The 23,885-nt window shown below is 47.1% G+C and carries 15 protein-coding genes; 1 reads left to right on the top strand and 14 read right to left on the bottom strand.

The annotated features are described in order from the left end of the window. Positions 1-24: 24 nt before the first annotated feature. From GSF01_RS16890 to GSF01_RS16840, 11 genes are all read right to left on the bottom strand, one after another. Positions 25-1,593, bottom strand: a complete 1,569-nt coding sequence (locus tag GSF01_RS16890; protein WP_159886051.1) for a response regulator transcription factor — start codon at positions 1,591-1,593, stop codon at positions 25-27. Next, positions 1,587-3,347 (bottom strand): cache domain-containing sensor histidine kinase, encoded by a 1,761-nt coding sequence (locus tag GSF01_RS16885; RefSeq protein WP_159886049.1) that lies wholly within the window; start codon positions 3,345-3,347, stop codon positions 1,587-1,589. Before GSF01_RS16885 ends, GSF01_RS16890 begins: the two co-directional genes overlap by 7 nt. Positions 3,348-3,455: 108 nt before the next feature. Further along, on the bottom strand, positions 3,456-4,772 hold the full coding sequence (locus GSF01_RS16880) for an ABC transporter substrate-binding protein (protein ID WP_159886047.1): 1,317 nt from the start codon (positions 4,770-4,772) through the stop codon (positions 3,456-3,458). 97 nt (positions 4,773-4,869) lie between these two features. Further along, complete coding sequence (locus tag GSF01_RS16875; protein WP_159886241.1) at positions 4,870-5,706, bottom strand: carbohydrate ABC transporter permease; 837 nt, start codon at positions 5,704-5,706, stop codon at positions 4,870-4,872. A 25-nt stretch (positions 5,707-5,731) separates the two neighbouring features. Further along, positions 5,732-6,673 carry a carbohydrate ABC transporter permease gene (locus GSF01_RS16870; RefSeq protein ID WP_235941560.1) on the bottom strand — a complete coding sequence of 314 codons (942 nt, stop codon included), beginning with the start codon at positions 6,671-6,673 and terminating at the stop codon, positions 5,732-5,734. A 194-nt stretch (positions 6,674-6,867) separates the two neighbouring features. After that, complete coding sequence (locus GSF01_RS16865; protein ID WP_159886045.1) at positions 6,868-7,902, bottom strand: endo-1,4-beta-xylanase; 1,035 nt, start codon at positions 7,900-7,902, stop codon at positions 6,868-6,870. Positions 7,903-7,937: 35 nt separating this feature from the next. Beyond that, complete coding sequence (locus tag GSF01_RS16860; RefSeq protein WP_159886043.1) at positions 7,938-8,819, bottom strand: carbohydrate ABC transporter permease; 882 nt, start codon at positions 8,817-8,819, stop codon at positions 7,938-7,940. A 14-nt stretch (positions 8,820-8,833) separates the two neighbouring features. After that, the gene (locus tag GSF01_RS16855; RefSeq protein WP_159886041.1) at positions 8,834-9,733 is read right to left on the bottom strand and encodes an ABC transporter permease; all 900 of its coding nucleotides are present in this window, start codon (positions 9,731-9,733) and stop codon (positions 8,834-8,836) included. 88 nt (positions 9,734-9,821) lie between these two features. Beyond that, a complete protein-coding gene (locus tag GSF01_RS16850) occupies positions 9,822-11,480 on the bottom strand; it encodes an extracellular solute-binding protein (protein WP_159886039.1) in 1,659 nt (552 codons plus the stop codon). A gap of 133 nt (positions 11,481-11,613) precedes the next feature. Continuing rightward, positions 11,614-13,308, bottom strand: coding sequence for a response regulator (locus GSF01_RS16845; protein ID WP_159886037.1), 1,695 nt, complete (start codon positions 13,306-13,308; stop codon positions 11,614-11,616). Between the two features lie 3 nt (positions 13,309-13,311). After that, the gene (locus GSF01_RS16840; protein ID WP_159886035.1) at positions 13,312-15,054 is read right to left on the bottom strand and encodes a sensor histidine kinase; all 1,743 of its coding nucleotides are present in this window, start codon (positions 15,052-15,054) and stop codon (positions 13,312-13,314) included. Between the two features lie 227 nt (positions 15,055-15,281). On the opposite strand from GSF01_RS16840, the gene GSF01_RS16835 reads away from it, so the two are divergent. Next, entirely contained in the window at positions 15,282-18,839 is a 3,558-nt protein-coding gene (locus GSF01_RS16835; protein ID WP_159886033.1) for an Npt1/Npt2 family nucleotide transporter, read from the top strand. A gap of 468 nt (positions 18,840-19,307) precedes the next feature. Here GSF01_RS16835 and GSF01_RS16830 read toward each other — a convergent pair whose 3' ends face one another. From GSF01_RS16830 to GSF01_RS16820, 3 genes are all read right to left on the bottom strand, one after another. Next, entirely contained in the window at positions 19,308-20,264 is a 957-nt protein-coding gene (locus GSF01_RS16830; protein ID WP_159886031.1) for a hypothetical protein, read from the bottom strand. Between the two features lie 716 nt (positions 20,265-20,980). Next, positions 20,981-21,688, bottom strand: a complete 708-nt coding sequence (locus tag GSF01_RS16825) for a hypothetical protein (protein WP_159886029.1) — start codon at positions 21,686-21,688, stop codon at positions 20,981-20,983. Between the two features lie 353 nt (positions 21,689-22,041). Beyond that, positions 22,042-23,715, bottom strand: coding sequence for a caspase family protein (locus tag GSF01_RS16820; RefSeq protein WP_328803694.1), 1,674 nt, complete (start codon positions 23,713-23,715; stop codon positions 22,042-22,044). Positions 23,716-23,885 lie beyond the last annotated feature (170 nt).

Genomic DNA, 23,885 nt, shown 5'->3' with positions numbered 1-23,885 from the left:
TCTTCCCAAGCCTGCTTGGTGTTCTTACCTATAGTCCTTGGGACTTACGCCTACATATTTTTTGAATATTTTGGAAAAGTACGTTCGCTCCAAATATCCCAGCTTGAACGCAACCATTTCGATATTTTCATGATTATTTTTAAGCATGTGGCAGGCAATTTTCATTTTGTAGCGGTGTACATAATCCGTTAGATTCATTCCGGTTTCGTTCTTGAAGTAGCGCGATAAATAGCTTGGGTTCAAAAACAGGTAATCGGCGATATCAACCAACGATATGTTATCCGCGATGTGCTCGGCTATATACTGATCGATTTGCTGCAGCTTAGGCTTTCGATCTAGGGTTGCGTTCTCGCTAGCTTCATATAGCTGAATGATTTTTCGCTTTAATAAAAGCACAGCCTCATCAAATCGCTTGCCATTCAGGAGAAAGTGATGAAAGCTATCGTCGCTTTTATGGTTGCCCTCAAGCTCCAACACCCTGACCCACTGAGAGCATTTGGCCGCCAATTCTCCAGGCTCCAATTGCAGCTTACGCGCCCTCTCCTCGATCGCATTCAAGCTTGGATGGATAACGGACTTATCTTTGTCCTTGAAAGCCTGAACGATCTGATTCCACTCATTTCCGATGGCGTTCGTTACATCTACCGACCACATGTTATCGCCTGAAGCGGGCAGCCTCCCTAAGTTTAGATCTTCATAATAAGCGTTATGGTCCATCTGCTTTAATTTTTTAACTTGCCCTTTGATGCTTTCCACACCTTTAACCGGCTGATCATAGCCCAACCAGGCATCAATATTCAGAAACTGCTTAATTTTATCGTTTAATAAAGCCAGGTACTGAAGAAACTTCTCTTCGGTATTCAAGCTTAGATTCGGTTGATAGTTGGCGATGCATACGAAGTACGATTCCGCGTCTGTAAACGTAGTGGCTTCGATCCAGTCCACGGATAGCTCCTGTGCGATGTTGCTTATGGCGTACAGCAGTATAGGCACATCGGTATACCGGTAATTCTCTGGAAAAGACGCATAATTCAGATGTCCCAGAGACACCATAAAGTGGGATCCCGTCCAATCAAGGCCGATCCTCTTGCCGAATTGGAGGGTTTCCTCTGCAGACGATACCGACATCACCTGCTGAAAAAATCGCTCCTTCAGTATGTCTTGATTTTTGATCAAGTCCTGCTTATAGAACTGCTCCCCGAGATGCCCCAGCACTTCTTTCATTTCCAATGCGGCTTTACTTAAAGACGCCTCTAATTGCTCCCGAGTCAGCTCGTCCTTAATCAAGTAGTCATCGGCGTCCAGCTGAACCGCTTTTCGTGCATAATGAAATTCCTCGTGACAGGTCAGAAATAAGAGCCTGATCTCCGGCTTGATCCGTTTCAACTCGGCGGCAAGCTCCAATCCATCCATTTGCGGCATCCCGATATCCGTTACCACGAGATCAGGATTCGTCTTGCGGAATAGCTGAAGCGCTTTTTTGCCCGAGTGGGCCATAGCGACAATCTCCATATCCAAGTCGCCCCACGAAACGAGCTTCTTGAGGTACTTCATCATGGGGACATCATCATCGACAAGCATCACTTTTAACATAGCTTTCCCTCATCGACTAGCGGATTTTTCGGAGCTTCCGAACCGGACTCGGTCTGTATAGGAATTCTCAACCAAACGGTAAGCCCTCCGTATGCGTTGGCGTTCAAACTCATGGAGGCGTAGGGTCCATAAGTCATTCGAAGCCGCTGAAGAACATTGTTCAGGCCGATACTTTTGTAAGAGCTGGACGGTTCTTGCTTCGGCTGCTGCAGCCACTCGTTCATGTCTTGCATACGTTCATCCTCAAGCCCCACTCCATTATCCGAGATGCTTATGAGCAGCTCTTGATCCTTCCTTTCCGCAGAGACCTTGATCCATGGCTGCTCGATGTCCTCTTCGAAGCCATGAACAAATGCATTCTCCACCAACGGCTGAAGCAACAGCTTCGGTATCTGGAAATCTTCTGTTTCTTTGGGTATATCCACACTAAATTCCAACGGAATATCATTTCTCATTTTCATAATATCCGCATAATGGGCGAGCAGCTTGCATTCGCTCTTCAAGGTGGAAGGCTCGTTGAATTTCATATAGGCCCTTAATAAGCTCATCAGGGAATCAATCTTTTGGCTATGAACGATATCGTTATCCAAGACTAGGTTGCACTTGATGGAGTTTAATGTATTCAATAGAAAATGCGGTCGTATTTGCGAGAATAAAGCCTGCAGCTCCATCACTTTGTTCTGCTCTTGTTCCTGCTCAATATCGGCTATTAATTGATTGATTTGATCGAGCATCGTGTTGAGCGTTTCCGCCAAATGACTGATTTCATCCTGCCCTTTGGTTTGGAATCGAATGCTCCGGTTGCCGTTGCCGAATTCCTTGACACCCTTCTTCAGCTCGCGAATAGGTCGATAGAGCCTGCCTGCAACGAAGATCGAGATGAGAATAAAGATGATGAAGCATGGAATGATGAGCAGGAGCGAAATATAAAAGCTTCGGGAAATCTCCCCGACAACCTCCTGCTTAGGCGTCTCATAGACAAGCTTCCACCCCGACTTCTCAATCCTGATTTCGTTGCGGATATTGCCATTCAGATTGTCTTCGGCATCCAAGGAGACTCCTGCATGTCCGGCAATCTTGTCTCCCTGTATATCGTAAAGCGCCAGCATGCCAGACTGAATTTGTTGGAATAATTTGTTGAAATATTTATCCGGAATGACCATAACGAGCGTCCCCAATGTCTCATGGTCGGCTGTAAGCACCCTGGACACCATGTATTCCTGTTGTTGATCGGACCCCGTCTTAACCGTTCCGAGCCATTGGATCATATTCGGCTTCTCCGGGTGAATTCTAGGCTTAATGTCCTCCCATTGCCGCAGAATATCCGCATAGTTGAGAGCAACGCTCTCCGTCGATATGACGATGAACCCCTCATTATTAACTACATACATCAACATATCGGTATTCATGCTGTTCGCAACAGAGACGCTAAGAATGGATTTAATCTTCTGATAAGTAAAATAATCAGCTGAAGTTTCGATCCGTTTCATATTCATGAACCGGCGCAGTTCATCCTGGACCGTTATATCTTGTACAAAATGGTTGGAAGCATACGTTAAACCATCGATCATCTTGGTGATATCCTTGGCCACAAGCCCAACCAGCGCTTCGTTGCTCAGCCTGATTTTTTCCTTAACATTGCTCTGAGTTACCGTAAAGTTAATGTAAGAAACCACGATAGTAGGCAGCAGGATCAATAGAAGAAACGAGATTTGAATTCTCCGATAATAAGTAAAGCGAATGATATTGCTCATACCCGCTGCTCACTCCCCATCCCATGCACTGCCTCTATCGTAATTCTGAATGCTTTTCCGACAACAAGCATATAGGACCCTTTGCAGCGTCCTATACGAAGTATTCCCTTATTTCTTATTTTGTTGAATGATTTTTTCCGCTTGCTGGACCATCCAGGTTTGGGCTTCTTCAGCCGTGGTATTGTCGAGCATATATTTACTGAAGCCGTCTTCCATCACTTTTTTCAATTGAGACCCATAAGGGATAGCGATGTCGCCGGAGATTGCTGTTTTGATCCGTTCGTCGCTTAGGACCGTAGTCAAGCTTTCGAGGTCCACTAACTCTTTATTGCTGCCGTACAAAGTTTCGATCAATGCTTTGGCGTCGCCTTTTTTCCATCCTGACATATCAATTCTTTCACTTTGATTCGTCGTCATAAAGCGGATAAATTTATAAGCTTCATCCTTATGCTTAGAGCCGTTAGCGATCGCAAGATAGTCGCCGCCAATGTTCGTGAAGCCGGCTTCAGCTTGTTCAGAAGAACGCGGAAGTGGAGCAAACACGGTTTTGAACGTATGCGGATATTTTTCCACGTTGCTTACATCGCTCAACATAAAGTTTGCACTCATGACCATCGCCGCTTTTCCGGTGAAGAACTCATTGCGGTAGTTCAGCTTCGCGCCGATCACGTCTGCCAGAGGCTTGGCCGACTTATCTTCCTTTTCCATGGCTCTGCGAAGCTCGAAAAAGTACTTGAAGGAGGCATCGTCAAAGCCCGGGCTCAGATCTTCTTTCACATAAGGATTGGGCTTGTCGGTATAGGCAATCGGATTCGTATACTCGCCCCAGCTGTGGAAATACGTGCCGTAACGATCGCCTTTGGTCAGCTTCTTCGCATATTCGCGATAATCCTCCCATGTCCAATCAAAGCTCGGAACCGGCAGATTCGCTTCTTTCAATGCATCTTCGTTCAGCAGCACAAACCAGTTATTCGAGGTAATCATCGTTGCATAATAATGGCCTTTGTATTGAGGGTTTACGTAATATTCCTCTTCAGGCTTCACATTATCCTTCGCATAGTGCTCATCAAGTGGAGCAAGCACGCCTAAAGCCGATCTTGCCATGACTTCCTCAATGCTCGGCATCTTCACGATATCGACCTGCTCGCCGGACGACATGGTGATATCCAGTTTTCTCAGCGTATCTATCGCATTTCCCGGCACAAGGGTGATAGGTTCAATTTTTACGTTAGGGTTCATGCTTTCGTACTTCGCGATCTGCTTCTTTGTAGACTCAGCGAGCACATCGGTATCATAGTTATAATATTTTAGAGTGACGGTTGCATTTCCTTGATCCGCGCTTCCGGAATCTTGCGCCCCGCAACCGCTCAATACCGCCGTTGTCGCAATAACGCCGCTTAACAGTAGCATGCTTTTCTTTTTCATAGGAACTCCCCTTTTCCAAAAGATAATAAGTAAATTGTACATGGTTCGATTTTCAAAAGATGTGCATTTTCTTGAGTATTTTGTGCCATATAACGACCTAGCCTTTGACTCCGCCGAGCGAGATGCCCTTGATGACTTGCTTTTGCAAAATAATAAAGATAAGGACTAACGGAATAATTGCAGCGAGAGAAGCCATCATAATCACGGAATAGTTATCTGCATAATCATTCCGGAACAGCTGCAATCCGAGCGGAATCGGGTAAAGCTCTTGTTTGATCAGGAAGATGAGCGGGTTCTGATAATCGTTCCACGACCAGATGAACTTAATGATCCCTACCGTAGCCAGAATGGGCTTTGACAACGGAAGGACAATTTTCCAAAAAATTTTAAAATATCCTGCGCCGTCAATTTTGGCCGCTTCGATAAATTCACTGTGAATAGACAACATGAACTGACGCAATAAAAACGTAAAGTAAATCGAGAAGGCGTTCATCAGAATGAGTCCCTCATGCGTGTTGTACAGGCGGAGCCACTTAAGCAGCATATACCGCGGCACCAAGGTAGCTTCCGAAGGGATAATCATAAAGGATAACAGGATACCGAATGCCACATGTCGGCCCTTGAATTCAATCTTGGTGAAAGCGAATGCTGCCATCGAAGAAAAGACAAGCGTACATAACGTCATAGTGATCGCAAGCTTGAACGAGTTAAAATAAAACAAGGAAAACGGCACTTTACCAAACCAAACTTCCTTAAAGTTGCCGATAAAATTCCATGAAGTCGGAATCCATTGGATCGGATAGGACATCACATCCTGCTCGAATTTGGAAGCAGCCGATATCATCCAGATTAAGGGAACCAGAAACACGACGGAAACCACGGCAAGGATCGCCGTTATAAGCAGCTTAGGCGCATCTATTTTTTGGGGAAGCATCATATCACCCTCTTCTATATTGTTTCTAGGTATGAGATTTATTCTGGATTTTCCATGTAATCATCGTAATCACTCCGACGATAAGGAAGAGCACCCAGGAGATGGCCGAGGCGTAACCCATTCTGAAATTACGGAAGCCTTCATCAAATATTAAGTAAACAAGAACGGTAGAAGAATCATTCGGTCCGCCATTGGTCAAGAACGCAATCAAGTCGAATACCTTGAACGACGACATCAGCAGGGTAATAAATAGAAACGATATGGTCGGTCCGAGCAAAGGCATGGTGATTTTGAAAAACTGCTGAACCCGGGACGCTCCATCGATATCGGCCGCTTCGTACATATCATCAGGAATATTCGATAAGCCGGCGATATAAATAATGATCTGGTAGCCAATTCCGGCCCAAATCGTAATGATCATGATCGATATTAAGGAAAAGTCGGTATCGGCAAGCCACTTTGGCGGCTCCGCAATACCCATACTGATCAGAAACCGGTTAATGGGCCCTTGCGAAGGGTGATACAAGGCACTCCATACCGCTCCGAGCGCAACGATCGATGAGATGTAGGGAATAAAGAACGCCACTTTAAAGTATTCCTTCCCATACACTTTAGAGTGAATAAGGACGGCCAGAATCAGCGCCAGAATCATGCCAATCGGCACTGTAACGATAGTGAAGATCAGATTATTCTTAAGCGCCATATAGAACTTCTCGTCGGAAAACAAATCTTTGAAGTTGTCCAGTCCAACGAAGTTGATGGAGGATAATCCTCCGACCAGATTCCAATCCGTAAAGCTCAAATACAACGAAAATACAAGCGGAAATAAGCTTAGCACCAGGATGCCCATAAACTCCGGCGCCAGAAATAACCAGCCTATTAAAGCGTCCTTTCGCTTGTTGGTCCAAAACTTCTTGGGGCGTACAGCTCCCCCCGGTCCTGTGATGCCCCCTCTATCATTAGCCAAATCGCTCACCTCAAATATGAAATGTGTTTGTGCTTTAAATATAAAAAAATTTCGCTCATAAATCCGACCAATATTTTTACCTGTTTGTGCAATATGTTTACCTTCGTCCATTTCAACAGGGCGATGGCGAATGATCGCTAAAATGTAAGGCAAAAAAAAGAAGCTTTACCACTTGGTTAGTGGCAAAGCTCCTATTAAACTACACCCCAGAAGCACGGCTTCGGCTCATGCTGATCATTGAACAGGAATGGCCAAGTTTTGCGTTCCTTCCCCGGAAAATAATCCAGCCAAGTATAATCATCCGCGGCTCCCCAGAACGTCACGTTTGTAAGGACGTCCTTGTACGAACGGAACAGCTTGAAGATTTCTTCATACCGTACTTTCTGCTGGTCGATCATCTCCTCGGACGGCTTCTTCAGATCGGTACGCTTGTCGTCATTGCTGAACATGGGAAGATCAAGCTCTGTAATGTGCAGCTGGAGACCCAAGGAAGCAAACCTTTCAATGGTTATTCGGATATCCTCGATTGACGGCTCGTATATATTCCAATGCGCCTGCAGGCCGATCCCGTGAATCGGCGTTCCTCGATCCAGCAGCTCCTTCACGAGCTTGTACATTTTCTCCCGCTTGGCCGGAACCGTCTCATGATAGTCGTTGTAGAACAACAAAGCATCAGGGTCGGCCGCATGCGCGTACTCGAAAGCCTTCTGAATATAGTCTTCACCGGCCAATTCGAGCCAGCGGCTTTGACGCAGCAGTCCCCCTTCTTTGTCCTGGATCGCCTCGTTCACGACGTCCCAGCAGTAGATGTCGCCGCGATAGCGTCCGACGACGGTATCAATATGCGATTTCATTCGGGACAACAGCAGTTCCCGATCGGCGGGACGACCGTCTTTCCCTTCAAACATCCAGTCCGGCGTTTGATTATGCCACACGAGCGTATGTCCGCGCAGGCGCATCCCATGCTCTTTCGCGAAGTTTGCGATACGATCGGCCATTTCGAACGTGTAGACGCCCTCCTCCGGCTGAAGCTCTATCGGCTTCATATGATTCTCGGCGGTCAAGCTGTTGTAATGACGGGCGATAAGCGGACCCGCCGATTCCAAGACAGCCGGACTCACCGCGGCCCCTATCGGAAAATCATTCGCATAAGCTTCGTGCAGTGACGGAATTTCCGCTCCGTTGCTTCTTGCTGACGGAACTTGTTCATAACCGAGCTTCCTATTCATGGCCTCCGGCCCCCTTTTTCTACGATGGTGAACGATCAGCCTTTGACGCTGCCCATGACAAGACCTTTCATGAAATACTTCTGCAGGAAAGGATAGATGATCAGAACCGGCAGCGAAGCCAAGAAAACTTGCGCGGCCTTGAACGTACGGTCGGACACTGCGTTCATATCCAGCAATTCATTGCTCGAAACCGCGTTAAGCTCCGGCGTAATAATAATGGTCTGCAAATAACTTTGCAGCGGATAATTCGCCGGCGAATTCATATAGATCAAGCCGTCGAACCAGGCGTTCCAATGACCGACCACCGAGAACAACGAGATCGTGGCGATGGCCGGCAGCGAAAGCGGACAGAAGATTCCCCAGAGGATGCGCCAATGTCCCGCTCCGTCAATCAAGGCGGCTTCCTCGATCTCCTTCGGCAAGTTCCGGAAGAAGTTCATCAGAAGAATAACACTGAACACCGGAACTGCGCCCGGAAGCACAAGCGCCCAGATCGAATCGAGCAGCCCAATTTCCTTGATCGTCATATAAGTCGGAATCAAGCCTCCGCTGAACAACATGGTCACAATAAAGAACCACGCATAAATATGCCGGTGTCGGAACATCGATCTTTCCTTGGCAAGCGGGTAAGCCGTCAAGATAGTCAGCGCAATGTTTATGCTATACCCAAGCGCAACCCGTTTGAGCGAGACGAGAAACCCGTCTATAAATTCGGGCTTAGAGAGCGCGTATCGATAGGAAGAGAACGTAAAATCAACCGGCCACAATTTCACGTAACCGCCCGCCGCCGCCGCTTTCGAACTGAACGAGATTGCCAGCACGTTAATCAGCGGCAAGATGCAGAGCAAAGCGGCTAGTGTCAATATGACATAGTTTACGATGAGGAACACCTTGCGTCCCGTTGAAAGTTTATGCATGATAGTCCCCCCCTCTAGAAAACCCGATAGCCGGCGAATTTGCCCGCGAGTTTATTCGACCATACGATTAAAACGAGGGCGATGACCGATTTAAACAGGCCGACCGCTGTCGCAACTCCGTACTGCGCTTCGATAAGACCGATTCGGTACACAAGAGTATCGATGATATCGCCGGTGCTGTAGACCATCGGACTATACAAATTGAACACTTGCTCGAATCCCGCATTCAGTACATCGCCCAAGCTGAGTACGGTCATCAGCGTAATGATAGGCATCATCCCAGGCAGTGTAACATGCCACGTCTGCTGCCAACGATTGGCTCCGTCGACGACGGCTGCTTCGTACAATTGCTGGTTAATGCCGGTCAGGGCCGCCAGATAGACGATCGTGCCGTAACCGAAGTTTTTCCATGTATCCGAGATGACGAGCGTATACGGGAACCAATTCTCATTACCAAGGAAGAAGATCGGCTTAGCGCCGAACAGACCTAGGAATTGATTCACGATACCGGTCGAAGGCGACAAAATATCAACGACAATGCCCCCGAGAATGACCCAGGACAAGAAGTGCGGAAAATAGACGATCGTCTGCACCGTCCGCTTGAAGAAGGCACTCGCCACTTCGTTCAGCAGAAGCGCCGTAAGAATCGGCACAATCAGACCGGCTATGATTTTCATAATCGCGATGAACACCGTATTCCACAATACGCTTGTGAAATTCGGCATGTTCAGCATGTACGTGAAGTTGTCGAGCCCGACCCACTTCGAGTTGAATATGCCTTTAGCCGGCTGAAATTTCTGAAAAGCAATAACGATGCCGGCGATCGGCACATAACTGAAGATCAGCGTGAGGATGACCCCGGGAATTAGCATAAGGTGAAAGGGAATCTCTTGCAGTCTCTTGTTCCAAGACATCATGGCACCTCCTATCCAGAATGAAGATGGGGAAAGCCGCTGAGCGCTTTCCCCCTCGTATGTTCCATGCGTACTCTTTGCAGCACTCTTACTGCTTAGCAGCCCATTCGTTGACTTCTTTCGTAATCTGTTGTCCGCCAAGCTTCTTCCAGTCATCGACGAACTTATCAAACGTGTCGAGCGATTGTCCCATAATAATTTTGGTGAATGCGACTTCCTCCATCTGCTTGAGCGAAGCCATCTTCTCGACCATCGTCGGCGTCGATCCGCCATAGAAGCTATCGAGCAAGTAATTGTCGTCTTTCACATACTGATCGATGACGTCGAAGCTGCTCGGCGTGCCGAAGATGCGGTCTTGTCCCCAGTTCGCCCGGTTGCCGGAGCGGTAATCGACAATTTTGTCGTAGTAGGACTTCTCTTCCGAGGTCAAGCCGGCTGGATCGTTTGCCTTCAGCGCTTTCAACAAGTTACGGTGAGCGTTCAGATTTTTCATCGCAGGCTCCGGTCCGATGAAATTGTACAGGTAGACCGGAATGCCGCTCGGGCTGAAGCCGAAGCCCGTGTCCGCACCGGCGCCCGGAGCAAAGCCTTGCATGCTGAAATTAAGCATTTTAATGATCGCTTCCGGATGTTTGCTCTTCTTGCTAACCGCGTAATACAGCTGTACCGGAACTTTACCCATCGGCGCCGCCTTCACTTCATCGGCGGATACGATAGAGAATGCCTTCCATTCCGCGTTCGGATCGTTCGTCACGTTGTCCTGGATGACGGCCCCTGGCGAGGACATGCCGCCATAGAACATGCCGAGCTTGCCGCCGACAACCGATTCGGTCACTTTAGCGCGGTCCTTGACGCCAAACTCCTGATCTATCAGACCCTCCTTATACATCTCTTGCAGCAACTGCAACCCTTTCTTGGTTTCCGGTTGAACGCTGCCGTATACGAGCTTGCCGGAAGCATCCTTCACCCACTTCTGCGGATAAGCGTGGAAGCCTGCGAAGAAGCCCGCCGCACCGAAGTGATTGTCTGTCAGGAACGATTTCGTGAAGCCGATACCAATCGTGTCGGCTTTGTTATTGCCGTCCGGATCTTGGGTGACAAAAGCTTTGGCGATGTTCACCACGTCTTGCATCGTCTTTGGTTCGGGCAGATTCAGCTTCTTCAGCCAATCTGTGCGGACATGCAAGATCTGGAGACCGTCTACCGCCGATGCCGTCTTCGGAATAGCCATCAGGCGGCCGCCGATTTTCGCCGTATCGAACGCCTTCTTATCCTGCTGCAGAATTTCCTTGGCCACTGGGCTAGCGTGTTTCTCGAACAAGTCTGTCAAGTCATATAGCATGTCGTTGTCGGTCAGGTCGGTTAATTGCTTATTCGTCAACCACATCACATCCGGCAAATCGCCGGAAGCGATCGACACGTTCATCTTCTGCTCGAACTGCTCGATCGGAACCGTCCAGTTATATTTCAGCTTGATGCCCAGATCGTTCAAGTAAGCCTTGGTGTAAATATTGTCCTCGATGGTGTCCCCGTTCTCGTACTTGTACGAAGACTCCGTGTAGCGCCAAGCCGTGATGTCGACAGGCTGCTCGTACTTAGCCATCAGATCTGCCTGAGATGCGCCACCGCTTGGCTGGCCTTCAGGTGCTTGTAAACTGCCGTTTCCGGCATTGTTTGAGCTGCAAGCCGATAACGCGAGCATGCCTGCTATGGTCAGCAAAGCCGTCCCCTTTATTTTTCTCTTCATGTTTATTGACCCTCCCCTAATATGATGAAGATGTTCTGTACTTAAAATGATAGCGCTTCATCATAGGGAGTTTCAATATTCAATGCTTGACATTCCGATCACGAGTTGACTCGATGATTGCAAATGCCTTCACTTAGTCGTTCCGATCAAGGCTTTGCCGACTGGCAAGCGACAGCCGATACTCCTGCGGTGTCATATTGACCGCCTTACGGAACGAGCGCGTAAAATTCGTCGCCGTGCCGTACCCGAGATGATCGGCGACCTCCTGAATTTTCAGATTCGGATCCTCCAGCAATCGCTTTGCTCTAGTTAACCGGGCTTCCGCAATGTACTCGGACAAGTTCATGCCGGCCACCTGCTTGAACAGCCTCGACAAGTAAGAAGGATTGAAGTAAGCCAGATTCGCTAGCCTGACCAGCGTAATTTCATCGGGATCATGCAAGTGGATGTGAATGTGCTTCTGAATCATCGAGACGACCCCGCTCGCTTTCCGTTCTTCCTCCTGGTCCTGCAGTTGAAACAGCACGTTGCCGACTTTGCTGAGATAAGCGACTGCTTCCGGCCACGATTCATGTTCATCCGGGCGCATCAGCTTATGCAGCCCGATGGCGGCGTTCGCCTCCTCCGAAAGCTGCCACCTGTTCGTATAAGAGAACAGCATGAGCGCAATGGCATAATACAGCTCCTGCGCCTGCACATGATGCATCGAATCCAGCTCCCGGAGCGGAGCCGTCGCCTCGTTCAACGTCTTGAAAAATTCGTCCTTTCGGCCATGCTCCAGCCGTTCGGCAAGCAAGTCGAGCACAGCCGGCCGAACCCGCAGCCGGTTCATCTTCGGGTTCTCCGTATCCTGCTCTCTCCTTGCCGCCTGCTTGTCCAAGAGCAGCCCGTGCGATCGTCCGATCCGATAGTTCATCAACATATGGGTCTGGGCGAATCTTTCCGCCACGTCCGGCCATGCCATCGGGCTGTCATCAAGCACCAGCGACAGCTCTGCGCCCGCCGATTCCTTGCACGCCGCCTGGACCAGCTCCAGACTGCCTTTGAGGAACTTCAACAGCCTGGACCAGGCTTGCTGCTCGGCCTCCGGTCGGTCTTCACCGGTCTTCAGCGGTTGAAGCAGCCAGACTAACTCATCTTGTTCATGAGCAAAATCTGCGATCTCCGCGTGGGCGTCCAAGTAGGAACGGACAACCGTTCGAACGCGGATGAGCTGTCTGACCTTGTCCGAATAGGCCGCATAGTCGGTTGACCGATTCACTCGGCCGATCAGGAGCAGTATAGGTTCTTCCGCATGAAGCGGGACGTCTAACGCCAAGAACTGTTCACGGTTGACCTCCCCGGCATCGATGCGCCCTTTCAGCACCCCGTACAAAAACTCCTTTCGCAGCAGCTCTTTCGCTTTCTCGGACTGTTCCCGGGCTTGCTCCAGCAGCGCCTCTGCGTGCCATTCCGCCTCGATATCGGCAACAGCCTGTGCGACAGCCTGGATTACTTTATCGTAGCCTTCGGTTTTCAGCAGGTAGTTGACGTACTCGTGCTGAATCGCGGTATAGACGTAAGAGAACTCGTTATAACCCGTTAGGAAGATCACACGGCATCTGGGCCACATCGCCCGGATTTTCTCTAACAATTGCAAGCCGTCCAAGTCCGGCATCCGAATATCGGTGAGCACAATGTCAAATCTCGTCTTATCGAACAGCTTGAGCGCATCAATCCCCGAATAAGTTTTATACACGTCCAGCTCTAACTCCTGAACGTTCTGCATCACTTCCGCCAATCCGTCGGCAATAATCGCTTCGTCATCGACAACCAGCAGCCGATACATCCTTCATCCTCCTTCAGGTAGTTCGATTGTAATCGTCGCCTTCACGCCGCCCGACTCGCTGAGCGTCACGGCCAACCCGCTGCCTGTGCCGAATTTCAGGCGTATACGCTGGTGAATGTTAATCAATGCGGTCTTCTCGCCGTCTTCCAGCGTCTCCAAGCTCTGATTCATTCTAGCAATCCCTTCATTGTCAATCTGCTCGCCGTTATCTTCTACAATCAGACGAACCATTCGTCCCTCCCGCTCGATTCGAACGTCCAGACGGCCGTCCTTGGATTTCCTCTCCAGCCCGTGCTCGAAGGCATTCTCAATGAGCGGCTGCAAAATCAGCCTCGGCACCATCACATATCCCCAGTCTCCCGGCGTGTCGTCGAACGAGACGGACACGCGGTTGCCGAAGCGCATCTCCTGGATCTCCGCATAGACCTTCGCATGCTGCACTTCTCTGGCCAGCGGCACCTCGTCCAATTGATTGCGCGTCACGAACTGAAAATATTCGCCGAGCTGATTCGCGAATCGCTCGACCTGATCGTAATCGCGAAGACGGGCCATCGTATTTAGAATAAAAAAGCTGTTGTACAAGAAATGAGGATTAATCTGCGATTGCAGCTGCTTAAGCTCCGCCTTCTGAGTCAATATCTGCTGCTTGTACACTTGATCGATCAACGATTTCAAGTTGTCGAGCATCACATTGAACCTTGTATAAATATACTGGAATTCATCCCGGCTTTCATGATGGATCTGCACGCTGACATCTCCCGATTCTACCTTGCGGAATGCCTTGACCAGCCGGTTAAGCGGTTTGTGGATATATTGGTATAAATATAAGGAATAGAGAAGCATGATGATTAAAGAGACGGCCGCAAACAACAGAAACCAGTCCCTATACCTCTCGAGCGGCTGGAATACGGCGCTTTCGGGGACAAACTTGATCAATAAGGCGCCGAAAAATCGGGATGACGTGTGAACTGTCAAATAACGCTGGCTGTCGATGCTGAGGATCCGGGCTACGTCATCCTGCCCCGTGCCGCGCCCTTGGAGCAACTGCTGTACAATCTGGTCGTTCAGTTCATAATCCGGATTCGTAACCTGCGTAAATTGCGAGCTGCTGAAGATCAGCCCTTCCTCCGGCGAATTGCGCATGCCGTGCAGCGCCTGCCGCAGCTTGTCCAGGGACAACTCGATGGAGACGATGAAGATCGGCTCACGATTGCTTGTCGGCAGCAGGTAAGGAAAAGCTGCAACCATATACATGCCCCCATTGAGATTAACCACCTGAACCTCCTCCAAAACGGGAAGCTGTATGAGCTCGGCGAACCTGTCACGGTTAAAATCGGATACGCTTAATGCGGATATCGTTTTCTGAAGGGCCGGTATATAGGTATAGACTTCCTTGATGTAAGCGCTGCTGTTGCGAATGGCGTTGAGCCGCTGCTGCAGGCTTAATATTTTTTGCATCTTCTCAATAGAGTCCAAGGACTCAGGCATAGCTGCAAGCGCATTCAAATTCATATCGTTCAAATAATCGAGCTGGAGAGCTTGGATGCGGCTAAACTCATTCTCCAATCCGACGAAATATTGCGATACTTGAGAGGCCATAGAGTTGGATATTTCGGTCTGCAAGGTTCGAATTCCCCAGCTATAGATGACAATGGCAAGCGTATATAGCGGCAATAAAATACAGATGAAGGATAGAATTAACCGATTGAGCGCGGTCTTCTTCCAAGGATTTTTGATCAGTTTCACAATGAGCGCCTCCAAGGACAATCTTACACCCTATATTCATTTATACGATAACTGGTAAGGATGGGGGCGTCAACTGATGTCCATGCCGATTGCTTATCCACAAGTTGACAAGACGCTCCCCACCAGCCGCCGCACGCAAGCGACAGGCGATGAAATTTATTGTGACAGCAAGTGACATCTTTAGGTATAATCTACTAATACGATCTAAAGGAGCTGTCATTCTGAGTATGCTTGCTGAGAGGACGATACATAAGCTTTTCCCGACATTTCAGTCCGACCGCGATGAATATATGAAGGCGCTGCTGCTGTTCAGCTATTTGTTTTGCGTGGTTTCCGCCTCCACCATAGGGAGAACCGCAGCCGACACCTTATTTTTAAGCAGGTTTGACAACTCCGCTTTATCTTTCATGTACTTGCCCCAAGCCGTCGCGATGATCATGATGGGCGTTATTTTTCAGCGTTATTCGCCTCAAATCCGGTTAGAGCGCCTCATTACCACGTTGATCCCGGTTATCGCTCTGCTCGTTCTTCTCTCCAGAATAGGCGTAGGGCTAGACGTACGGTGGGTCTTTCCGACCATGTACATCGGCTACGATGTGTTCAACTTCTTGATGATTGTTTGCTTCTGGCAGTTTGCCACATCCGTCATGGATCAGAGGAAAGCGAAACGGATGATCGGGATCGTCGGGAGCGGAGGAATTGCCGGAGGGATCGTAAGCGGCTTTGGGTTAAAAGCGCTCGTTCCCCTACTAGGAACAGCGAATCTGATCTACGTTTATGCCGGTTTTCAGCTTGCAGGACTAGCCGTTGTGCTTCTGATCCTGAGTAAGTTTCCATTACAGGCCGAAGCAAGGCCCCAAAAGTCCCAACCGCACACCAAGCAAAGCCTGGAGAAAAAAGCAGGTCTCTTCAAGCATGTCCCCCATCTGAAATATGTCGCGGTGCTGGCGGCGGCACTTGTATTCTCGCTAACGCTGATCGACTACCAATTTAAGGTCATTATCCGAGGCAGCCTGCAAAACGAAGCGTTAGCCGAATTCATGGGCAGCTTCTACGGTTTTTCCGGCATCATCGCCTTGCTTGTTCAATTACTGGTTTCGGGCTGGGTGATCAGGCGTTTCGGCGTCATGGTGGCCTTGCTAGTCTTTCCGATCGTTTTATTCGCGGGAAGTCTAGGCATTCTGATGGTGCCTGTCCTGGCTATGGCCGTCATGGTTAAAGGCAGCGACAAGGTGATCGGCGACACTATCTACTCCTCGGTCAGTCAGCTTATCATGTTTCCCATCCCTCCGGAATGGCGTGGTAAAGCAAAAAGCTTTCTGGATGGCATTGTACGTAACGGCGCCAAAGGGCTGGCCGCTGTATGCTTGCTTGTTTCCTCGCAGCTTCTAGCCCCCGAGCAGCTCAGTTACCTGATACTCGCGCTGCTTGCCATCGGAATCATAGCCGCGATCAAGCTCAAGAAGGCCTACCTGCAAACCCTCGTATCCACGCTGCAAACGGGCAACTACGACCTGCAGCGAGCCGAACTGAACATCATGGACCCCGCCAGCCTCCGTTTATTGACAGACGCTTTGGCAAGCTCAGATAAACAGCAGGCCTTATATGCTTTCCGGATTTTGCGCGGCTTAGAAGCCTTTGATTTCGACCCTTACATCAAACCGCTTCTCCAGCATCGCGATCCGATCGTTTGCATGGAGGCGCTCGCATTTGTTGAACAGACGGTTCCTGCCGGCTTAGAAAAGACGGTGCAAGCCTTTCTTGCATCAGACCATACTCAGCTGAAAGCAAAAGCGATCCTTGCGCTGGCGGCCTACGCCAAAGAGGAATATCTCGACGAGCTATCGGTCCTTCTCGACGAACAGGAGGCAGAGATCCAAACGGCCGCGATTGCAGCATTAATTAAACATTACGGCATTGAAGGCATGTTCCGATCCGTAGCCAAGCTCAAGCAGCTCATTGAAAGCGACCAGGAGAACCACCGGATGGCCGTCGCCTCTCTGTTCGGGCAGATCGGGGTTCAAAGCTTCTATAAACCTTTAGCCGCTTTATTGCAGGACAGCTCTTCCCAGGTCAGAATCCGGGCACTACAATCCGCAGCTATACTTGGCGTGCCTGCGCTGATCCCGGCTATTATGCCATCGTTACAGAGCTTTGAGACCCGGCGCCATGCCATCGATGCACTCGCTTCCTACCAGGAAGCCGACCTGGTTCCGCTGTTCATGGACGCTCTGAACGGAACCGGCAGCTCCTTGCATGTGCCCGCTGTGTTTGAAAAAATCGGCACGCAGCATTCCTTTGACCTGCTTTTGTCCGGCTACCGTCAAGCGGCATTCGACATGCGCGATAAAATTCTGGAATCACTCACGCGGATGCACAAAAAATCGTTTGCCGTGCCTCAAAAGGAGATCGAAAGCCTCATAGCTGGGGAAATTCAGTTATTTCATCAATTCACCGAGCACGGAGCGCCGCTCGCAGGTATGCCCCATTGCACGGAACTGGTGCTTGTCGTTGAACAACTACGTTCAGCCGCCAGCCGGCGCGTGTTTCAGTTGTTGGCCCTTCTGTATGATCCGCTTACGATGCAGGCCGTTTTCAAAAATTGGTCGGAGGGCGACGCCAGACAGCAGGCCAACGCTGCCGAAATTATCGATCAAACGGTGCAAGGCTCGTTACGAATGCCACTCGCCGCATTGATGTCCGCTCCTCGGAATATGACGGCAAGCGCCTCTCGGCAAGCTGACACGGAAGCGCATTTCCATTGGTTCCGCGAGCAAGGGGATGAATGGCTGAAGGAAGTCGCCTGCTTTGCCACACTGCCAAGCAGGGACCTCGCTGCCACGGACAGCCGTACAGCGGAGCAACTGCATCGCGTCAACTTGCTTCACCATGTCCCGGTGTTTCAAGGGCTGACCAGCAAACAATTATCTGGCATAGCAACCAGGCTGGAGCAACTCACTGTGAGCTCCGGTCAGCTCATCATCCAAGAGGGCGAGCCGGGGGATTGCATGTATGTGCTGGTAACCGGCCGCGCCGGGGTTTATCGCAACGAGCAGAAGCTTGGCGACTTGCACCCCGAAGATTGTTTCGGAGAAATGGCTTTATTCAGCCAAGGCTTGCGAGCAGCCACCATTCGCGCAGAAACGGATCTCGTCTTGTGGCGTCTCGACTCGTCCACTTTCTACGATATTTTGTTTAACCATACCAGCATCGCTGTGGAGATGGTGAAGCTGCTATCCCGCAGGCTGAGATCCGTGTTGGAGCAAGGAGGCGTCGAGAGGCAACCGGAAGTCTCAGGTTTATCCGAGATCGCTTCCGCTTCCGTCGGCATCGACCGTCAGACTTCGCTTGATCCAGGCATGGACCTATCGCGGCATGAGGTGATCTTACGTCGTATTTTGACCCTGCAGAAGATTGATTTATTCGCCCATCTTACGCAAGACGATTTCATTTGGCTGGCTCAATCTATGGAAGAGGTGGAGTATTCGCCCGGACAACGCATATGCCGTGCAGGAGAATTCGGAGATACGATGTATGCGATCGTTAGCGGGCATGTACGTGTACATCGCGGAGAAAAAACCATCGCCGAGCTGAAGGAAGGCGAATACTTTGGCGAGATGGCCGTGATTGACAGCGGTCCCCGGTCTGCAGACTGCACAGCGGTACACGATGTGATCGTGCTTGAACTGCATCGCGATCTGGTGACAGCCTTCTACGAGCAAAATAAGAATGTGCTCAAAAGTATATTGCGGGTGCTGGCTGACCGCCTTAAGGGGGTGTCTTAAAAGAAGTATTCTCTAGTGTATGAAATTAGTGAGAAGATTGTAATCTTTGAAAAAACTACATATCATCGATATGGTGACCGTCTGATTCTTCCTCTTACATTTTCCGTACTTAAATGGAGACGAGGGGAGTATGGACATGTCCAATCCCACTTACATAGATGCCAACTCACTTTAGCGGTACATGTCCATGCCGTGCTCACTCCACTTCATTACGCTCCGCGCGGTCTGAACCCCCTGGGGGATTCGCCTACCCTTCTGTATCGTGGCTTGGTAAATCCACAATTCGTCGACGCGTGTTGTTGCGATTTTTGGATAGTATAGGCTTACAATATATGTCTTCTTCCCAGATCGCGTCGGCCAGCACTTACAGTAATGTGGCTCAATCCTCTCGGGTTCTTAAAATTAAAACACAAACAATATTACAGTTCTATCCTTACATAATATGTCTCGACTTGTTTCATCTATGACTTATTTTTTTCTCATTATCGACTTTGCTAATGCTCGTTCGTCCCAATTGAAGTTTTTTGGGGTGACTAATTTTGATGTAGTTTCGATAATAACTTGCTTTCCTAAGCTATAATATATGGTGTTGAAACTAATATATTCAATATTATTCTTAGGTATTAAATGCTTATTGGGGTTGGATTTGTCAAAAGAATCACAAATTAATATCCCATTGTCCATATCTGAGTTAAGCAAACATTTCCCACTGAAACGTTTTCCTGATACAAGAAAAACATCAACCATTATTTTTGAAGTGCCTAGAAATTTTGATACTTTTGTAATAGGAAATATAATTATTGAGTAGAGAATGGTTAAAAAAATTATTATCCAGAAAATTAAGCCATCAAACAAATCAATCTTAAACAACAATTCAATAGAATTCATGAATTCAATATTAGTACTATTTTCGTTTAATAGTAATTCATTAATAATAACGCCGTAAACTATTGAAAAAAACAGGTAGTAAAAGAGTAAAAATATCATAGTAAAAAGAATGAATAATGACCTTCTTCGTTTTATACTTGTTTTGCCATACAACAGACTAGTTATTTTATTTTGAATACCCTCAAAACAAATGAACACAATTATTAATACAAGTACAAGTCCTGTCATCCACAAAGAAACGGGACTAAAGATGAAATTTATTGTTTTATGTAGATATGAATTAGTATAATCTCGGTCTATTGATGTTGCGAATATCCAGTATATGGACCCGCCAATAACAAAGAAAATAAAAATACATATGGACCGAAGTAATTTTGTCCAGCTACTCATAAACTGTGTTTCTTCAAGAGTAACAAACAACCTTAACGGATTGTGTCTCGTTTTGGAAATATTTGATAATAGAGCTACGAGAATTGCTCCTACTGTTCCTGAAAATGCAATTGAAGGGTTAATAATTTCCTTCAAAAAGTCTTCCATTCCTTAAAACTCCCCCAGTTTACTTCTAATCATTTTATATTATTTTTATCACAACAATGTTCAAAAACACCTCTTTACCACGTTATTGCCGATGGATAATTTGTCCGAAAATAATAACACAGACCTAAAAAATAAGGAATCCACAACCTTTGTATGCTAAGCGAACAATGGCTATCTCCGATCAACTTCTCCACTGAGGACCTTTACATACTCATTGTTCGCTCTATATACAGAGGGGGACATATATAGATAACACCCATAACTTGCGTACCGTGAACTCTTGGAGCAAGCAACTCTACCTTTGCAAATTTCTTCGCAAATTCAGATTTTTACAATCTTATTATTGGCAGAATTTATATGTTTGATTAGACTTTTTCATTGTAGTTAGTCAGCTCTATTTGCATTAAATCCTTGACCAATTGTGCAACGAAGATAAAAGTCCTCGCTCTTTTGCTTTCTCGCTACCAAATGGGCAATCTTTTGTAGGAGTTTTCTACTCCCCGTCGAATATGAGTATCTTGGAAGCTGTTTACAAAATATATCACAGAAAGGAGTAACGAAATGAAGGATAATAGTAGAAAGCCTGCTCCGAATAGTACGCCTAATCAAAAGCCAGGTCAAAGACCCGGAAGATTTACGAACGATGGACTGCCTCCAATCGAACGAAGATCGGTAACCCCGAATACTTCAATTGAAATTAGACCACCGAAAAAATCTTAATTTTTCCCATTGTTATCTTTATTGTCATCATTATTTTTCGTTGGCTTTTGGAGATTTAACTCCTCGACAACAAGACCGGACTTAATATCTACATACTTTCGATCAACTTGGTATTCATAATAATCATGAGATTCTTTAAGCTCATGACAACGAACTAGAACAAGAGCGCGTTCCGTCTCAAAAGGACGGGACGCTCTGCCTACTAGACCAACTACTGCAGGCTCTAAAGGTTTATCCATTTTATAGATTTTAACAGGAATAGCTCCCTCAGTTCGTTCTTTGTCTATATTAATAAAAAACTCTTCCCAAACGGTCGCGGCTTCTGACAAAGGAGCTAAACCTAAATTTGTTCTTATGCCGTTCACCCTTTTCCTTTGATAGGGGTAAACAAACTTAGCGTAAACATAACTCATACAATAGCTGATAGGTAAGCTTAAAAAAGAAAACCAGGTTAGAAATTGAAGACTTCCAGATGCTTCTTTCAAAGCGACGAGTGTCCAAATTTGTTTAGCCCCATATACAAAACCAATTCCGTTATATGCCATTAATACAGCAAGAGAAACAGGAAGCCATAGTAACGCCGCTAATGCCCCCATTTCAGTAGGTGAATGCTTCACTACTGGATTAATACCGAATGATTGGACCCAAAAATACATCATTAACCCCGGTAAGAGAAACACAATTGTAGAAATAAAATTTTCCAATAATGCCCACCCCTTTTGTTTGCAATTAATTCTGCATTATTTTTTCCTTTCTATACAATTCGATCTAGGGGAGGTAAACAAAACAGCTGCTCCCTGAAGTACTGCGAAAAAAGATTACTGTCATAAGGTTTACAATGGTAAAGGGGGTAAAGTACCTACCCAGTGCCCCCCTTTTTTTACCCGAAATATTCCAATATACAAATAAACTTGCAATTTCTTCATATAACATAAACTCCCTTTTCTCAAAACGATAAGCGCTTTACCCTTTGCATTATCTTTATGAAAAGGATTCCATCATAAGACTTCAAAGTCATCCAATGAGACTAAATGGTTCAACGTTTTTCATCTTCGTTTTAATACCAACTTAACTTAGCAACAAGGGATAGATACTCATCTGAAATTTGCTTAAACCTATCGTACGAGCCACGAAATAAACCTGACTTTAAAGGAGGCCATTCCTCTTTTAATGCTTCTGCTTCTGCTAAAAGAAGCTTAAACGGACTATCATCAATGCTTCTATGTTTCCATGCAAACCTTCCAGGTGGCCCCCAGATACCGTACCCTTGAGTATCGTATAGGTCGGCATACACAAGTGCTTGCAAAATTTCATATTTGTCGAAAATATCCTCATAGCTTTTACCCAAAAAAAATAAATCATCCATTTGGGGCTGCAGCATTTTAAAAAGATATTCACTTCTCGGAACATAGTTCCGTTCATAATCAGGTATAGTTTTGAATGCATCATGTACTTCATTTAATTCAGAAATCGTTGCAAATAAAGCTGCCTGATCCCGACCTCGTCGTTCATTTGCTACTTTTGTCAAAAACAAGGTAGCTAACATTTCGTAATTTTGACTAGCAATGGCCCCAATTCCTCCAGCATACATTGAAATCAAGATTGGATACCAGCGCAACTTTAACCATACAACAAGACCATCGCTAACCCCATTTAGATCAGCCAGTCGAGAAATTGTTTTCCTCAAACAAGGCACATATCTTGAAGTTCCCCAATAGGACACCGCTGCTACCATTTCAATAATATTCTCGGTGATATTTTCATATTTTTTCAGTCGTTCAACAAACTCTTCATTATTAAACTTACTCTGCATTTCAAATTCGTTGCCGTATAACCCAACAGCATGTCTTAATTCTCGGTTAATCAGATCATCCAATTTAATATAATATCGGTCTTCGGACAAGTACTCTTTCACTTCATCAATTATTTTATCTTCATCATGCTGTCGGCCACTATAAACCGGCTGCACGATAATCATTTGGTCAGCTTCTGCACCTCCAGCTTCAACTGCCGTAAGAATGGGCGCTTTAAAGATAAAATCACCGTCGCCGTCAAAATAACCAAAGTGTGGAGTTTGACTAGAATACTGATCTTTCGATACTTTCTCGTAAACGTACGACATGACACCGTTGGCTGTAATTGTCTCATCATGCTGGGCCGCCTTACCTCTAAGGGCTTCAATTAAATGTCCTGTAAAAATCGAATGTCCAGGAATGGGCCCTCCAGCATCTGCGACAACCTCATCAGCCTTTCCAGGCGTCAGTACCTGCCGCGTATACCTTTTTAACATATCTTTTAGAAACCTCGTACTTCCTGGTTGCAGTGATCTCGTTATTGCAAGACCACCATAGCACGCATCCATTATAAATAAAACATGTTTTGCTTGAAACAATTCGGAATTTCTGGTTAGTTCATCCCATCTAATGAAACTTGATATGTCGTCAATCTTCCCATCCACAGGTATTAAATAACCAATCTCGCCTCGTTTCCCTGGAATTGTGTGACCGTGTCCAGCATAGAACACAAAAATTCTATCATCGGCGGCTGTATAACCGTTTGCATGCTTCATGAATTCTCTCAGAATGTTTGCCTTAGTAGCATTTTCATCAAGTAAAAGAACTACATTGTCAGCGGGAAAATCAAATTCTTCGACCAATAAACTTGCTACCGCCTGCGCATCATTGCAAGCAAAACCCAGAGGTCCAACATGTTGGTATTTATTAATTCCAATGACAATCGCCCAGCTATTTAGGGCTTGCTGAACAACTCAATTTATAAAGCGCAATGTGTTAAATCGAAAAAGGGTGAAAAAAACGAAAAAGAGACTCCGAAGTCGCTTCTCCAGATTCATGACTAAGAATTGGATGGCGATTACGGTTAAACTCGTTTGAGCTCCGCGGG

The organism is Paenibacillus puerhi (assembly GCF_009846885.1).
GTDB lineage: Bacteria > Bacillota > Bacilli > Paenibacillales > NBRC-103111 > Paenibacillus_G > Paenibacillus_G puerhi.
The sequence above is the reverse complement of the archived record's forward strand: the minus strand, read 5'-3'. Positions and strand labels throughout refer to the sequence as shown.

Bases quoted from the DNA above. Each gene is read 5' to 3' on its own strand.
- GSF01_RS16890 (WP_159886051.1), bottom strand. From the start codon at position 1,593: ATGTTAAAAGTGATGCTTGTCGATGATGATGTCCCCATGATGAAGTAC.
- GSF01_RS16885 (WP_159886049.1), bottom strand. From the start codon at position 3,347: ATGAGCAATATCATTCGCTTTACTTATTATCGGAGAATTCAAATCTCG.
- GSF01_RS16880 (WP_159886047.1), bottom strand. From the start codon at position 4,772: ATGAAAAAGAAAAGCATGCTACTGTTAAGCGGCGTTATTGCGACAACG.
- GSF01_RS16875 (WP_159886241.1), bottom strand. From the start codon at position 5,706: ATGCTTCCCCAAAAAATAGATGCGCCTAAGCTGCTTATAACGGCGATC.
- GSF01_RS16865 (WP_159886045.1), bottom strand. From the start codon at position 7,902: ATGAATAGGAAGCTCGGTTATGAACAAGTTCCGTCAGCAAGAAGCAAC.
- GSF01_RS16860 (WP_159886043.1), bottom strand. From the start codon at position 8,819: ATGCATAAACTTTCAACGGGACGCAAGGTGTTCCTCATCGTAAACTAT.
- GSF01_RS16855 (WP_159886041.1), bottom strand. From the start codon at position 9,733: ATGTCTTGGAACAAGAGACTGCAAGAGATTCCCTTTCACCTTATGCTA.
- GSF01_RS16850 (WP_159886039.1), bottom strand. From the start codon at position 11,480: ATGAAGAGAAAAATAAAGGGGACGGCTTTGCTGACCATAGCAGGCATG.
- GSF01_RS16845 (WP_159886037.1), bottom strand. From the start codon at position 13,308: ATGTATCGGCTGCTGGTTGTCGATGACGAAGCGATTATTGCCGACGGA.
- GSF01_RS16835 (WP_159886033.1), top strand. From the start codon at position 15,282: ATGCTTGCTGAGAGGACGATACATAAGCTTTTCCCGACATTTCAGTCC.
- GSF01_RS16830 (WP_159886031.1), bottom strand. From the start codon at position 20,264: ATGGAAGACTTTTTGAAGGAAATTATTAACCCTTCAATTGCATTTTCA.